General features: G+C 70.8%; 9 protein-coding genes. 6 read left to right on the top strand and 3 right to left on the bottom strand.

The window, feature by feature from the left end:
- The first annotated feature begins 7 nt into the window (after positions 1-7).
- The 3 genes from ASD66_RS10900 to ASD66_RS10890 all read left to right on the top strand — a co-directional run bounded on the left by ASD66_RS10900 (position 8) and on the right by ASD66_RS10890 (position 6,970).
- Entirely contained in the window at positions 8-1,513 is a 1,506-nt protein-coding gene (locus tag ASD66_RS10900) for an amidohydrolase (RefSeq protein WP_056890949.1), read from the top strand.
- A 119-nt stretch (positions 1,514-1,632) separates the two neighbouring features.
- Complete coding sequence (locus ASD66_RS10895) at positions 1,633-6,198, top strand: ATP-dependent helicase (protein WP_056890948.1); 4,566 nt, start codon at positions 1,633-1,635, stop codon at positions 6,196-6,198.
- Positions 6,191-6,970, top strand: coding sequence for a DNA-formamidopyrimidine glycosylase family protein (locus tag ASD66_RS10890; protein WP_056677264.1), 780 nt, complete (start codon positions 6,191-6,193; stop codon positions 6,968-6,970). Before ASD66_RS10895 ends, ASD66_RS10890 begins: the two co-directional genes overlap by 8 nt.
- A gap of 4 nt (positions 6,971-6,974) precedes the next feature.
- Here the strand turns inward: ASD66_RS10890 and ASD66_RS10885 are convergent, their stop codons facing one another.
- Together ASD66_RS10885 and ASD66_RS10880 are read right to left on the bottom strand one after the other, a co-directional pair.
- Positions 6,975-7,283: a helix-turn-helix domain-containing protein gene (locus ASD66_RS10885; RefSeq protein WP_056677259.1), complete on the bottom strand. Its 309-nt coding sequence runs from the start codon at positions 7,281-7,283 to the stop codon at positions 6,975-6,977.
- Between the two features lie 64 nt (positions 7,284-7,347).
- Positions 7,348-7,836, bottom strand: coding sequence for a CinA family protein (locus ASD66_RS10880; RefSeq protein WP_056890947.1), 489 nt, complete (start codon positions 7,834-7,836; stop codon positions 7,348-7,350).
- An 18-nt stretch (positions 7,837-7,854) separates the two neighbouring features.
- Between ASD66_RS10880 and ASD66_RS10875 the strand changes: the two genes are divergently transcribed.
- Positions 7,855-9,636 (top strand): glycoside hydrolase family 15 protein, encoded by a 1,782-nt coding sequence (locus ASD66_RS10875; RefSeq protein WP_056890946.1) that lies wholly within the window; start codon positions 7,855-7,857, stop codon positions 9,634-9,636.
- A gap of 572 nt (positions 9,637-10,208) precedes the next feature.
- Positions 10,209-11,111 carry an alpha/beta fold hydrolase gene (locus ASD66_RS10870; RefSeq protein ID WP_056890945.1) on the top strand — a complete coding sequence of 301 codons (903 nt, stop codon included), beginning with the start codon at positions 10,209-10,211 and terminating at the stop codon, positions 11,109-11,111.
- On the opposite strand, the gene ASD66_RS10865 is transcribed toward ASD66_RS10870, so the two are convergent.
- On the bottom strand, positions 11,101-12,501 hold the full coding sequence (locus ASD66_RS10865; protein ID WP_056890944.1) for a WS/DGAT/MGAT family O-acyltransferase: 1,401 nt from the start codon (positions 12,499-12,501) through the stop codon (positions 11,101-11,103). The two genes, ASD66_RS10870 and ASD66_RS10865, sit on opposite strands and share 11 nt — an antisense overlap.
- 86 nt (positions 12,502-12,587) lie before the next feature.
- Between ASD66_RS10865 and ASD66_RS10860 the strand changes: the two genes are divergently transcribed.
- Complete coding sequence (locus ASD66_RS10860; RefSeq protein WP_082599443.1) at positions 12,588-13,868, top strand: alpha/beta hydrolase; 1,281 nt, start codon at positions 12,588-12,590, stop codon at positions 13,866-13,868.
- The last annotated feature ends 1,211 nt before the right edge of the window (positions 13,869-15,079 follow it).

The raw sequence follows: 15,079 nt of genomic DNA, 5'->3' as shown, positions 1-15,079 counted from the left end.
TCGGCGCATGGAACCGCTGCTGATCCGCAACGTCTTCCCGGTGCCGCTCGGCGTCGGTGAGGCTCCTCCCGCTGACCCGATCGACGTACACGTCGAGGACGGCGTCGTACGACGGGTGGGCGCCGACCTGCCCGATGTCGACGACGCCCGTGTGCACGACGCCGACGGACGCTGGATCGTGCCGGGCCTGTGGGACCACCACGTGCACCTCGGCCAGGTGGCGATGACCAGTGGCCGCCTCGACCTGTCGACCGCGCGGTCGCCCGAGGAGGTCACGTTCTTCGTGCAGGAACGCCTGTCCGTGTGGCCCGACAAGCCCCTTGTCGGGTTCGGGCACCGCTCGGCCACCTGGCCGCGCAAGCCCACGGTCGCCGAGCTCGACGCGGTCTCGGAGACCACGCCCATCGTGCTGATCAGCGGCGACGCGCACCACGCGTGGCTCAACTCGGCGGCCCTGCGCGCACTGGGCCTGCCCGCCCGCCACGACGTGGTCCGTGAGTCGGAGTGGTTCGAGGCCTACGGACGGCTCGAGGAGGTGGTGGGTCAGGAGGCCACTCCCGCCGCCTATCGCACCGTCGAGGCCGAGGCCGCCGCACGCGGAGTCGTCGGCGTCGTCGACTTCGAGTTCAGCGGCGGCGCAGAGGAGTGGGCCCAACGCTGGGCCGAGGGTGCCGACCTGCTGCGCATCCGCATGGCGACGTACGCCTCCGGCCTGGACGCCGTACTCTCGGCCGGCCTGCGCAGCGGCGACCCGCTGCCGGGCACGAGCATGGGCGTGATGGGCCCGCTGAAGATCATCTCCGACGGCTCCCTGAACACTCGTACGGCGTGGTGCTGCATGCCCTACACGAACGGTGAGGACCTGATCCACCCGTTCGGCTACGCCAACCAGAGCGTCGAGGAGATGCACGAGCTGATGCGCCGTGCCCACGCCGGCGGGCTCGAGGTGGCGGTGCACGCGATCGGTGACGCCGCGGTGCACGAGGCGCTGCTCGGCTTCGGTGCCACCGGCGCGCGCGGGTCGATCGAGCACGCCCAGCTGCTCGACCCGGTCGACGTCCCACTCCTCGCGGCGTCGGGGCTGCGGGCCAGCGTGCAACCGGCCCACCTGCTCGACGACCGCGACGTGTCCGAGCACTGCTGGGCCGACCGTCTCGACCGCTGTTTCGCCCTGCGCTGGATGTACGACGCGGGCACCCGACTGCACCTCGGCTCCGATGCGCCGGTGGCTCCGCTCGACCCGTGGCTGGCGATGTCGGCCGCGGTCCACCGCAGCGGCGACGAACGGGAGCCGTGGAACGCGTCACAGGCGCTGACCGCGCGTGAGGCACTGGCCGCATCGACCGACGGCTGGGGCACGGTCGCGACCGGACACCCCGGCGACCTGGTGCTGCTCGACGCCGACCCGCTGGCGGACGTCGGTGACAGCTCGGCGATCGGCGCCCACCTGCGCTCGATGTCGGTCGCCGCGACGTACGTCGGCGGACGCCTCACCGCTCCCCTGCTCGACTGAGAGCTTCGGCCGCACTTGTGCGGTGCCGTGGTCGGTTCACCCGTGTCACAACACGTGTGGAGCGACCGTAACCCCGCGTTACTCGGGCGGTTGTCGGTGGCATGGGGGAAGATGGCTGAATGGCCCTCGAGGAGTTCAGTGCACCGACGCGTGCCTGGTTCGAGGCCGCCTTCGCCGAGCCGACCCCCGCACAGGTCGGCGCCTGGCAGGCGATCGGTGCCGGGCGCCACTCCCTCGTGGTCGCACCGACCGGCTCGGGCAAGACGCTCTCCGCGTTCCTGTGGTCCATCGACCGACTGGTCACCACTCCACCGCCGGCCGACAAGCTGCGCCGCTGCCGGGTCCTCTACGTCTCCCCGTTGAAGGCCCTCGCGGTCGACGTCGAGCGCAACCTGCGCGCACCCCTGGCCGGCATCCGGCACACCGCCGACCGGCTCGGTGAGACCGCCCGTGACGTGACCATCGGCCTGCGCTCGGGTGACACGAGCCCGGCCGACCGCAGGCGCTTCCAGACCACCCCGCCCGACATCATGATCACGACACCGGAGTCGCTGTTCCTGATGCTCACCTCGCAGGCCCGCGAGTCGTTGCGCGGCGTCGAGACCGTGATCGTCGACGAGGTGCATGCCGTGGCCGGCACCAAGCGCGGCGCCCACCTGGCGCTCTCGCTCGAGCGGCTCGACGCGCTCCTCGACCGGCCCGCCCAACGCATCGGCCTCTCCGCGACGGTGCGGCCCCTCGACGAGGTGGCCCGCTTCCTCGGCGGCACCGCACCGGTCGAGATCGTCGCGCCACCGTCGTCGAAGGCGTGGGACCTCCGCGTCGTGGTCCCGGTCGAGGACATGGCCGAGATCGGCCAGCCACTCGACGAGCAGTTCGAGGGTCCGGCTTCCGCCGCACCGCGCAACGCCTCGATCTGGCCGCACGTCGAGGAGCGCGTGGTCGACCTGATCGAGCAACACCGCTCGACGATCGTGTTCGCCAACTCGCGCCGTCTGGCCGAGCGCCTCACCGCCCGCCTCAACGAGATCGCCGCCGAGCGGGCCGGCCAGGTGGTGGCCGGCGACGGCAAGCCGCCAGCCCAGATCATGGCCCAGTCCGGCGCCAGCGAAGGTGCCGCCCCCCTCATCGCGAAGGCCCACCACGGGTCGGTCTCCAAGGAACAACGCGGCATCATCGAAGACGACCTCAAGCGCGGCCGGCTCCCCGCCGTCGTGGCCACCAGCAGCCTCGAGCTCGGCATCGACATGGGCGCGGTCGACCTGGTCATCCAGATCGAGTCGCCGCCCAGTGTGGCCAGCGCCCTGCAGCGCGTGGGCCGGGCCGGGCACCAGGTCGGCGAGGTGTCCCGAGGCGTGCTGTTCCCCAAGCACCGTGGAGACCTGGCGCAGACCGCGGTCGCCGTACAACGCATGCGCAGCGGAGCGATCGAGTCCCTGCGCATCCCCGCCAACCCCCTCGACGTGCTCGCCCAGCACGTCGTCTCGGCGACCGCACTCGACGCGTGGGACGTCGACGAGCTCTACGCCCTGGTCTGTCGCAGCGCGTCGTTCAGCAAGCTGCCGCGCAGCGCCTACGACGCCACACTCGACCTGCTCAGCGGGCGCTACCCGAGCGACGAGTTCGCCGAGCTGCGGCCGCGCATCGTGTGGGACAGGGTGACCGGCCAGCTGACCGGCCGTCCCGGCGCCCAACGCCTGGCCGTCACCAGCGGCGGAACCATCCCCGACCGCGGCCTGTTCGGCGTCTTCCTGGTGGGAGAGAAGGCGAACCGGGTCGGCGAGCTCGACGAGGAGATGGTCTACGAGTCACGCGTCGGCGACGTGTTCGCACTCGGCGCGACCAGCTGGCGCATCGAGGACATCACCCACGACCGGGTGCTGGTCACACCGGCGCCCGGGGTGCCGGGGCGGCTGCCGTTCTGGAAGGGCGACACCCTCGGCCGGCCCGCCGAGCTCGGCGAGGCGGTCGGTGCCTTCACCCGTGAGCTGTCGTCCCTCGACGCCGTGAAGGCCGGGGCACACGCCCGGGAGCTGGGGCTCGACGACTGGGCCGCCGACAACCTGGTCACCTATCTCGCCGAGCAGCGCGAGGCCACCAACGTGCTGCCCAGTGATCGCACCATCGTGGTCGAGCGGTTCCGCGACGAGCTCGGCGACTGGCGGCTGGTGGTGCACTCCCCCTACGGCACGCCGGTGCATGCCCCGTGGGCGCTGGCGATCAACACCCGCCTGCGCGAGAGGTACGGCGTGGAGGCGTCCGCTGTGGCCAGCGACGACGGCATCGTGCTGCGCATCCCCGACACCGACGCCGAGCCGCCCGGCGGTGAGGTCGTGGTGTTCGAGGCCGACGAGATCGACGACCTGGTCACGGGCGAGGTCGGTGGGTCGGCACTCTTCGCCAGCCGGTTCCGTGAGTGCGCGGCCCGGGCACTCCTCCTGCCGCGCCGCGACCCGGGTCGGCGCTCGCCGTTGTGGCAGCAACGGCAGCGCTCGGCGCAGCTGCTCGAGGTCGCGTCGAAGTACCCCTCGTTCCCGATCGTCCTCGAGGCCGTGCGCGAGGTGCTCCAGGACGTCTACGACCTGCCCGGCCTCGTCGCGCTCATGGGCCGGGTCGATCGTCGTGAGGTGCGGGTCGTCGACGTCGCGACGCAGCAGCCGTCTCCCTACGCCCGCAGCCTGCTGTTCGGCTACGTCGCCCAGTTCGTCTACGAGGGCGACTCCCCCATCGCCGAACGCCGGGCCGCAGCGCTCAGTCTCGACCAGGGACTGCTGGCCGAGCTGCTGGGGCGCGCCGAGCTGCGCGAGCTGCTCGACCCCGAGGTGCTGCTCGAGGTCGAGGCCGAGCTGCAACGCCTCGCGCCCGATCGCCGGGCGCGCGATGCCGAGGGAGTGGCCGACCTGCTCCGGCTGCTCGGGCCCCTGTCGACAGCCGAGGTCGCCGAGCGGAGTGTCGAGGGCGCCGATGCCGCCGCGTGGCTGACCGGCCTGGCCGACGTACGCCGTGTGGCCGTGGTGCGCATGGGCGGCGACGAGCGCTGGTGTGCTGTCGAAGACATCGCCCGCCTGCGTGACGGACTCGGTGTGCCGGTCCCGCAGGGCACGCCCGACGCCTTCACCGAACCGGTCGACGACCCGCTGGGTGACCTGGTCGGCCGCTACGCCCGCAGCCACGGTCCCTTCACGACCGCCGAGGTCGCCACGCGACTCGGTCTCGGTGTCGCCGTGGCCCGGCAGACGCTGCTCCGCCTGGCTGCGTCGGGCCGGGTGCTCGAGGGCGAGTTCCGGCCCGCCGGCAGTGGCGACGAGTGGTGCGACGCCGAGGTCCTGCGCCGTCTCCGACGTCGCTCGCTTGCTCGCCTGCGCAAGGAGGTCGAGCCGGTCGATCCCGAGGCGCTGGGCCGCTTCCTGCCGCCGTGGCAGCACGTCACCGGCCGCGCCCGCGGTGCACTGCGCGGCGTCGACGGGGTGCTCGCCGCGGTCGACCAGCTGGCCGGTTGCCCGGTGCCCGCCTCGGCGCTCGAACCCCTCGTCCTGGCGGCTCGGGTCAGCGACTACGAGCCGGCGATGCTCGACGAGCTCACCGCGGCTGGTGAGGTGGTGTGGTCCGGCCATGGGGCACTCCCCGGCAGCGACGGCTGGGTCGCGGTGCACCTCGCCGACCAGGCTCCCCTGACCTTGCCCGAGCCCGCCGCGGCCGACCTCGGCGACCTCCATCGCGCGGTGCTCGAGGCGTTGGCACCCGGCGGCGCCTACTTCTTCCGGCAGCTCGGCCAGGCCGTCGACTCGACGAACGACGCCGAGCTCAACGCCGCGCTCTGGGACCTCGTGTGGGCAGGCCACCTGACCAACGACACCCTCGCGCCACTACGTGCGCTCACCCGGTCGGGAACCTCCGCCCACCGCAGTCGCCGTACGCCGCCCCGCGCCCGGGTCGCCCCCGCGCGAGGGCGCGCGGCCATGCCCTCGCGCACCGGCCCGCCCGAGACAGCCGGCCGCTGGGCGCTGCTGCCGGCCATCGACACCGACCCCACCCGTCGTGCCCACGCGACCGCGGAGGCCCTGCTCGAACGACACGGCGTGGTCACCCGGGGCGCGGTGATGAGCGAGCGCGTGCCCGGAGGCTTCGCCGGGGTCTACAAGGTGCTCTCCGCGTTCGAGGAGTCGGGGCGCTGCCGACGCGGCTACTTCGTGGCCGGCCTCGGCGCTGCACAGTTCGGGGCCGCCGGCGCCGTCGACCGGCTCCGCACCCACGTCGAGCTGCCCACGGGACAGAAGCCGACCGCGGTGGCCCTGGCGGCCACCGACCCGGCCAACCCGTTCGGCGCAGCCCTGCCCTGGCCGGTGGTCTCCACCGACGGCGAGCGCTCGGAGAAGGGGGCTGCTGGCCACCGACCCGGCCGCAAGGCGGGCGCCATGGTCGTGCTCGTCGACGGCGCACTGACCCTCTACGTCGAGCGCGGTGGACGCACCCTGCTCACCTTCAGCGACTCGCCCGACCTGCTCGGCCCGGCGTGTGCCGCACTGGGAGACGCCGTACGCCGGGGCACACTGGGTCGGCTGACGGTCGAGAAGGCCGACGGCGCACCCCTCCTCGGGCGGGGCGACGCCGGATCACCGTTGCGTGCCGCCCTGGCCGAAGCGGGTTTCGTGACCACACCGAGAGGGTTGAGAATCCGTGCCTGAGGGCGACACCGTCTGGCGAACGGCCCAGGCACTCGACAAGGCACTCACCGGTGCCCGCATCACCCTGAGCGACTTCCGGGTCCCCCAACTGGCAGAGGTCGACCTCACCGGGAAGCTGGTCAACGGGACGATCTCCCGCGGCAAGCACCTGCTCACCCGCATCGGCGACGACCACACCCTGCACTCGCACCTGCGCATGGAGGGTGCCTGGCACCTCTATCGGGCCGAGACCCGCTGGCAACGGCCGGTCGACCAGGCCCGGGTGGTGCTGCGCACACCGCGCTGGATCGCGGTCGGCTTCTCGCTCGGCATCCTCGAGCTGCTCACCCGCGACCGCGAGGTCGACGCCGTCGGACACCTCGGCCCCGACCTGCTCGGCGACGACTGGAACCCCGACGAGGCCGTACGCCGGCTCCGCAGGGACAGGGACCGTCCGATCGGCGAGGCGCTGCTCGACCAACGCAACCTGGCCGGCATCGGCAACCTCTACGAGAACGAGCTGTGCTTCCTCTCCGGTGTGCTGCCCGGCACCCCGGTTCGTCAGGTCGACAACCTGGAACGCCTGGTCGGGCGCGCCAAGGCAATGCTCGAGGCCAACAAGGGACGTCGCACGCAGACCACCACCGGCAACACGCGGCACGGGCACCAGCACTGGGTCTACGGCCGCGCCGAGCAACCGTGCCAGCGCTGCGGCACGACCGTGCAGACCGGCATGTTGGGGCCGGCCGGGCAAGAGCGCCCGAGCTTCTGGTGCCCGTCCTGCCAGAGGTGAGGGGTCAGGCCGCGGAGGCGACCACGTCGCCGGTGCGGCGCACGACCGGAATCGGGGTGGTGGCGATCTCGAGGGCGCGCTCCTCACGGGCCACGGCGTCGCTCACGTCGCTGAGCACGTCGGAGAGCGGCACGTCGAGGGCGTTGCACAACGAGGCGAGCAGCTCCGAGGACGCTTCCTTCTGGCCACGTTCGATCTCGGAGATGTAGCCGAGGCTCACCCGGGCCTCCGCGGAGACCTCGCGCAGGGTCAGTCCACGTCGCATGCGCTGCGAACGCAGCACCTCGCCGAGCAGCCGACGAAACAGCACCATGGGTCTGTCCTCTCTCCGTTGATGGGCACAACGCTACCCGTTCACCTTTTCTTCCGCGCCCCGACTACGCCGAGGGCTGAAATTCGGCCACCAGCTCGAGGGCCCTCAGGCAGGTGACGCGGCGCACCGTCTCACGGCCGCCGGTCAGCTCCAGTCGTTCGGCGAGGTCGCCGTCGGGGCCGCTGACCGCCACCCAGACCGTGCCCGCGGGGATCCCGTCCTGGGCGTCCGGACCGGCCACACCGGTGGTCGCGACACCCCAGTCGACACCGAGCACCCGACGTACGCCGTGTGCCATCGCCAGCGCGCAGGCCCGTGAGACCACGCCCTCGTCGTCGATGACCTGCTGCGGCACACCGAGCACGTCCGCCTTGACCCGGGTCGCGTAGGACACGACGCCGCCGACGTACACGCTCGACGAGCCGGGGATCGCGGTGAGCGTGCCGCCGATGAGCCCGCCAGTCAGCGACTCGGCGGTGGCCAGGGTCTCGCCGCGCGCGTCGAGGAGGGCCAGCGCCACACGGGCCGCCGCGACCGGATCCGCTGCTGTCATGCCGCTACCTTGACATGCATGGCTTCGCAACCGATTGAGGACTACGCCCTGCTCGGCGATCGGCACACGGCGGCCCTGGTCGGCCGCAACGGCTCGATCGACTGGTTGTGCCTGCCCCGCTTCGACTCCTCGGCCTGCTTCGCGGCGCTGCTCGGCACTGAGGAGCACGGTCACTGGCAGTTCGAACCGGTCGATCCCTACGAGACGACCCGGGAGTACGTCGGCCACTCGGCCGCCCTGGAGACCACGTTCACCACCGAGTCGGGCGTGGTCACGATGCTGGACGTGATGCCGATCGGTGACCGCCGCGCGGACGTCGTACGCCGCATCACCGGCGTGCGTGGCAGCGTGCGGATGCGCCACGAGTGGGTGGTGCGCACCGACTACGGGAAGGTGCGACCGTGGGTGCACCGGACGCACCTCGGGGGCGACCCCGTGATCGTCGCCATCGCCGGCCCCGACAAGCTGGTGCTGCGCGGGCCGCGGCTCCCGCGTGCGGTCGACCATCGACACGCCGACGAGTTCGACGTCGACGAGGGTGACGAGCTGACCTGGTCGACGACGTGGGTCCCGTCCTGGACCGACCTGCCGACCTCGATCATCGAGCCTGCCCGCATCCAGGAGACCATCGAGGAGAGCGCGTCGTGGGCCGCGCGCTGCCGCGCGGACATCCCCCACCGCGAGCTGGTGTTGCGTTCACTCGTCACCCTCCGCCTGCTCACCCACGAGCACACCGGCGGCATCGTCGCGGCCCCGACCACGTCACTGCCCGAGGACTTCGGCGGCGAGCGCAACTGGGACTACCGGTTCTGCTGGTTGCGCGACGCCTCGCTGACCCTGGAGGCGCTGGTGACCGCCGGCTACACCGACGAGGCGAACCTCTGGCGCGACTGGTTGCTCCGCGCCGTGGCCGGTGACCCCGAGGACCTCCAGATCATGTACACCGTCGACGGGGCCCGGCAGCTGCCCGAGCGCGAGCTCGACCACCTTCCCGGGTACGCCGACTCGCGTCCGGTCCGCATCGGCAACGGCGCCGTCGACCAGCGCCAGACCGACGTGCTCGGCGAGGTCATGGTCGCGCTCGACCTGGCCCGCCAGGCCGGGCTTCCGTTCAACCAGGACTCGTGGGCGCTCCAACGGGCACTGGTCGACGCCCTCGCTACCGACTGGCAGGAGCCGGACAACGGACTGTGGGAGATCCGTGGGCCGCTGCGCCACTTCACGCATTCGCGGGTGATGGTGTGGGCGGCGTTCGACCGCGGCATCCGTGCCGTCGAGCAGTACGACGTGCCGGCCCCGGTCGACGAATGGCGCCGGATCCGTGACGCCGTGCGCGAGGAGGTGATGACCCGCGGGTTCAACACCGAGCGCAACAGCTTCACCCAGCACTTCGACACCACCGAGGTCGACGCGTCGCTCCTGGTGCTGCCGCTGGTCGGGTTCATCGAGGGCGACGACCCCCGGATGCTGGGCACCATCGAGGCGATCGAGCACGACCTCATGCGCGACGGCCTGCTGCTGCGCTACCGCACACAGTCGGGCGTCGACGGTCTCTCCGGCGACGAGCACCCGTTCCTGGCGTGCTCGTTCTGGCTCGTCTCGGCGTACACCGCGGCGGGACGGCTCGACGATGCCCACGCGCTCTTCGACAAGCTGGCCGGCCTGGCCAACGACGTGGGCCTCATGTCGGAGGAGTACGACGCGGACAACCACCGGATGGCCGGCAACTTCCCGCAGGCGTTCAGCCATCTCACCCTGGTGCAGGCCGCCTTCCGCCTCGCCCGATCCACCGGCGGCTGAAACGGGCGGCCTGCTCTTCGGTGGTTGACGACGTCTGCTGCGGCTGTCAGAAACCCCGATTCCGTGCCCGGGCGCTCCTTCAGCGGTAGCTCCGCGTCGTGGTGAGCCCCGCGCGAAGCCCTCGGCTACCGCTGAACGCCCTCTCGGTGGTTGAGGACGCCCCGCGTTCCCTCGATGGTTGAGGAGGCGCGCCAGCGCCGTCTCGAAACCACACTGGCGCCGGTGAATGCTTCGTTGGTGGCTACTGGTCCCCGAGACGAGGATCGGGAGCCGTCAGCCACCACGGAAGGGTTCAGGAACCGGGTGAGGACCACAACCGGTGAGCGAGGCGTTTGCGTCGTTCGGCCCGCCAGTCGGTGGCCTTGGCTTCGGTGGTCAAGGGCCCGGAGAAACTATCTCGAAGTACTTTCTGGGGTGGTTTCGAGACGCTCGCTGGCGCTCGCTCCTCAACCACCGAAAAGGGCAGTGCCCGCTGGCGCTCGTCTCTCAGCCGGCGGAAGAGCGGGCGTGGCCTCCACGCACCCTCCGACGCAAAACTGTAACCTGTTCCAGTCCAGGACGGGAGAGCTCGCATGTTCACCACCGCTGGCCGGTTGCTGCGCAATCTGGTCCACCTGCCATGGGCCCCGATTCCCGAGGGCCGCATGGTCGAGCTGCCCGGTCGCGGCTCCACGTTCGTCACCGACACCCCGGGACCGCACCCCCACTCGCCCACGATCGTCCTGCTGCATGCCGTCGGGACGACCGGCCTGCTCACCTGGTATCCCTCCATCCCGGCGCTGGCGGAGAGGTTCCGTGTGGTCACCCTCGACCTGCGCTGGCACGGCCGCGGCATCCAGTCCGAGGAGTTCTCGCTGCGCGACTGTGCGGACGACGTCGCCGCACTGCTCGACGTGCTCGGCATGGAGCGCGCCGTGTTCGCCGGTTTCTCGATGGGCTCGATCGTGGCCCAGCGGATGTGGCGACAACACCCCGATCGGGTCGACGGGCTGGTGCTCTGCGCGAGCACCGATCGCTTCCGGTCGACAGTGGCAGAGCGCGCATTCCACGAGTCGATGGGTCTGACCATGTCCGGGCTGCGCGGTGTCTCCCGCTCGAGGATCGGCTCAGCTGCGGCGCGCGCCGCGGGTCGTGCCCTCGATCTCGGCCGGACCGACATCCATGACTGGGCACTTGCCGAGTTCACCTCCACCAGCCCTTGGGCGGTCGGCCAGGCCGTGGCCGCTCTGGGCCGGCACCATTCGCGTCCGTGGCTGGGCCGCATCGACGTGCCGACCGCGGTGGTGGTGACGCGGCACGACAAGGTGATCCCTCCCGATCGGCAGGTCGACCTGGCCCGGCGCATCAAGGGCGCCACAATCCACGAGATCGAGGCCGGTCACGCGGCCTGCGTGCTCGAGGCCGAGTCGTTCGTGCCCCGCCTGCTCGAAGCGTGTACGACGACCGCCGCACGCGCCCGCGACTTCACCCACTGATCGACCCGTCGAGGGCGGCTTGCAACCTCTCCAGCTCGGCGGGAAACAGCGAGACCAGCGCGTCGACGTCCTTCATCGACTCCGAGCAGGCGATCACGCCGACGTGGAGGCGGCCGTTGTTCGACATGACCGTGATGTTGACTCCGGCTCCGTGGAAGACCGGGCCCAGCGGATAGAGCGCGTCGATGCGGGCACCCATGAAGTAGAGCGGGATCGGCGGCCCGGGCACGTTCGAGATCACCAGGTTGTGCACGACGGGATGCTTCTCCGCCAGGCGCAGTCCGGCGTACGCCCGCACGGCCAGGCCGAAGGTGCGCGGGGCGGCGAACTCGGCCCAGTCCTGGAGCGCGTCGGCGCTGATCGCCTGGTGGTGGTCCTTGGCGTGACGGTTGCTGGTGGCCATCATCTCGAGGCGTTCGAGAGGATCCTCCAGGTCGGTGCCGAGACGCGCGAAGAGCGCGGAGACCTTGTTGGCCCCGGTGGCCCGCCGACTCCTGCCCCGCACCGAGACCGGGACGCTGGCCAGCAGCGACGAGTCCGGCAGCTCACCGCGCCCCTCGAGGTAGCCGCGCAGCGCCCCGCCTGCCAGGGTCAGCACGACGTCGTTCACGGTCGTGCCGGTGGCCTCCTTGACCGCTTTGACCTCGGCCAGGTCGAGGTCGGCGAACCCGATGGTTCGGTGGCCGGTGATGGTGCCGTTGAACGAGGTGCGCGGTGCCGTGAAGGGTGCGGCCATCGCGGTGCCCTCACGAGCACGGGCGACCGTCCGGGAGACCAGCTGCGCGGAGGGTTGGAGGAGCCGGGTGATCGCGAACGGCTTGGTCGCGTTGTTGAGCACGCCGCGCCCGAAGAGCTCCAGCCCACCCGGGCTGCGCGGCGGCGGGACGGGTCGCTCCTGCGTCGGCGGCGGCTGGTCGGGCTCGAGGCTGCACAGGTGCGAGATCAGGTTGGAGCCCGAGGCACCGTCCACGGTGGCGTGGTGCATCTTGGAGAACACCACGACCCGGTCGCCGTACCCCTCGATGACCCACATCTCCCACAGCGGGCGGCTGCGGTTCATGGTCTGGCCGGCGAGATGTCCGCACAGCTCGACGAGCTCGTCGTACCCACCGGGCGCCGGGAGGGTGAGCCGGTGCAGGTGGTGGTCGATGTCGAAGTGGTCGTCGGCCACCCAGACCGGGTGGTCGAGGTCGAGGGGCACGCGTCGCAGCCGCCGGGTGAACTCGGGTACGTCGATCACCCGGTCGCGCAACGTGTCGCGCAGACCGGCGTAGGAGTAGCCGCCGGGGATCGTCGCGGGGTCGAGCACGATCAGCCCGCAGACGTGCATCAACTGCTCGGGAGTCTCCAGGTAGAGGAAGCTTGCATCCAGCCCACTGAGTCGATCCATGGGCGGCATCCTACCGGGCAAATGAGAACGTGTTCTAATTCTGGACGGGTCGTTCCCCCCAACCGCGGGCGGGCTAGCATCCGGGCGTGGCCTACCTACGTCGTCAGATCCTCACCGCAGCCCTGACCGCCAACGCGATCCGGCCGATTCCGGGACTGCGCGCGGGCATCCCGTCGTTCTTCGCCGGCTGGATGACCAACGAGCTGGCGCCACACCTGCTGGCCCTGACCGCCGCGGACACCGTCACCCACCTGGGCCCGAAGCGGCGCAGCAAGGCCGGGCTGGCACTCGCAGCGGCCAGCGCGGTGGGACTCGGTCACCTCATCCGTACGGCGGGCAAGGTCAAGGACGGCGTCGAGGAGGCGCTGACCGAGGGCATCGGCGTCGACTACGTGGAGCGTCTCGACGCAGCACCCTCGCCGGCCGAGCTCGCGACCAACTGGCGATCGTTGGTCAACCCGTTCAAGATCGTCACCCCCGACATCGAGGTGCTGCGCAACATCGCCTACACCGACGCGGGTCGTCGCGGACAGCTCGACATCTACCGCGCCAAGGACCAGGACCTGACCGACGCTCCGGTGCTGCTGCAGGTGCACGGCGGCGGCTGGACGATCGGCGACAAGCGCGAACAGGGTCTCCCCCTGATGACCCACCTGGCCGCCAAGGGCTGGATCTGCGTGGCCATCAACTACCGCCTCGCACCACGCAACCCCTTCCCCGCGCACATCATCGACGTCAAGAAGGCGATCGCGTGGATCCGCGAGAACATCGCGGCGTACGGCGGCGACCCCGACTACCTCGCCATCACCGGCGGCTCGGCCGGCGGACACCTCGCCGCGCTGGCCGCCCTCACCCCCGACGTCAAGGACTTCCAGCCGGGCTTCGAGGACGCCGACACCAGCGTCTCGGTGGCGATCCCCCACTACGGCGTCTACGACTTCGCCGGCGCCACCGGCCTGAAGTCGATGATCCTGATGCGTGACCGGTTCCTCGCGCCGCGCATCCTGCAGAAGCGTTGGAAGGACGATCCGGAGGCCTTCGAGGCCGCCTCGCCGATCCTGCAGATCCGCCCGGACGCCCCCGACTTCTTCGTGCTGCACGGCACCAACGACACTCTCGTCCCGGTCGAGCAGGCCCGGCTCTTCGTGGCCAGGTTGCGCGAGGTCGCCGACAACTCCGTGGTGTACGCCGAGCTGCCGTTCGCCCAGCACGCCTACGACATCTTCAAGTCCGTGCGCGCCGGGCACGTGGTCAAGGCGATCGACCGCTACCTGCACTGGCACTGGAACGGCTACCGCCAGGGCCTCGACGTGTCCGAGGTCGACGCCGACGTGATCATCGACAACGCCGAGGCCGAGGCGAACTAGTCGATTCGCCTGTGCCGCACGTGGTTCTCTCCTAGCCTGTCCGCGGGCAACGGGCCCANAGAGGAACACGTGCACAAGATCATCGGGGCGGCCCTCGCCCTTGCCACCACCGTCTGTCTCACCGCCAGCACTGCGGCTGCGGCTCACGCGGAGAAGGTCGTGCACCGGGACGCCCGCGGCGACGTCATCCGACAGGACTACTCCTTTGAGACCGAAACGGAGACAGAGACGCCAGTCCCGACCGTGAAGTCGAGTGACATCACCAGCACCGTGGTCGACCATCGACGCGACAACGTCTTCGTCACGGTCAGGCATGCCGAGCTCGACAGCCATCTCGACCTCCTTCACGGCTACCTCTTCTCACTGGTCACGAACGAGAGGCTCGGACGCACCGTCGTGCTGCACGTCAGTCCCTCGACCAGCCGCCAGGGCGAGGTCAAGTTGGTCACCCAAGCCGGCAGGCGTGTGACGTGCATCGGCCTGCGCGGCCGGATCGACTACCGCGCCAACACCGTCCGAATCCGGGTGCCGCGATCCTGCCTGAGCAACCCCCGTTGGGTGCGCGCGGGAATCTACACCTTCCACACCGGCCGGGACTGGAGCCGCGCCTTCGTCGACGACGCCAACCTCAACGGACGGATCCGCAATGCCGGACCGGTCCACGGCCCTCGCGTTCGTCGCGGCTGAGGCGATCTGGTCCGTTCCGCCTCCAGCGGCGTCGTTTCTCTCCTAGCCTGTGCGCGGGGCAACAGGGCCCGNAGAGGAACACGTGCACAAGATCATCGGGGCGGCCCTCGCCCTTGCCACCACCGTCTGTCTCACTGCCGGCACCATCTCGAGCGCTCACGCCGAGAAGGTGGTCCACCGCGACGCCCGCGGCGACGTCCTGAAGGTCCACTGGAACGACTCGGAGGACGACGCCCTCACCCCGGCCCCGAACGCACAGGACAGCGACATCATCCGCACTGTGGTCGACCACCGACACGACAACCTGTTCGTGACGATGGTCTTTCGGGACCTGCGTGGCTCGTCAGCCCTCCAGGCGTTCGGCATCGCCGTGCTCACCGACGACAACCTTCGTAGAGACGTGTTCGTCAGCCGGGACCGACGCACGGGGGCGCAGGGCGAGAAGGAGATGACCACACGAGCCGGAACCACCGTCAAGTGCCCACGCCTCGCGATCCGCATCGACTACACCGCCAAGGCTGTGC

Origin of the sequence: Nocardioides sp. Root151 (genome assembly GCF_001427925.1) — a bacterium.
In the GTDB taxonomy this organism is placed as follows: Bacteria; Actinomycetota; Actinomycetes; order Propionibacteriales; family Nocardioidaceae; genus Nocardioides.
This window is presented reverse-complemented; position numbering and strand designations above follow the sequence as displayed.

Bases quoted from the DNA above. Each gene is read 5' to 3' on its own strand.
- ASD66_RS10875 (WP_056890946.1), top strand. From the start codon at position 7,855: ATGGCTTCGCAACCGATTGAGGACTACGCCCTGCTCGGCGATCGGCAC.
- ASD66_RS10880 (WP_056890947.1), bottom strand. From the start codon at position 7,836: ATGACAGCAGCGGATCCGGTCGCGGCGGCCCGTGTGGCGCTGGCCCTC.
- ASD66_RS10900 (WP_056890949.1), top strand. From the start codon at position 8: ATGGAACCGCTGCTGATCCGCAACGTCTTCCCGGTGCCGCTCGGCGTC.
- ASD66_RS10885 (WP_056677259.1), bottom strand. From the start codon at position 7,283: ATGGTGCTGTTTCGTCGGCTGCTCGGCGAGGTGCTGCGTTCGCAGCGC.
- ASD66_RS10865 (WP_056890944.1), bottom strand. From the start codon at position 12,501: ATGGATCGACTCAGTGGGCTGGATGCAAGCTTCCTCTACCTGGAGACT.
- ASD66_RS10870 (WP_056890945.1), top strand. From the start codon at position 10,209: ATGTTCACCACCGCTGGCCGGTTGCTGCGCAATCTGGTCCACCTGCCA.
- ASD66_RS10895 (WP_056890948.1), top strand. From the start codon at position 1,633: ATGGCCCTCGAGGAGTTCAGTGCACCGACGCGTGCCTGGTTCGAGGCC.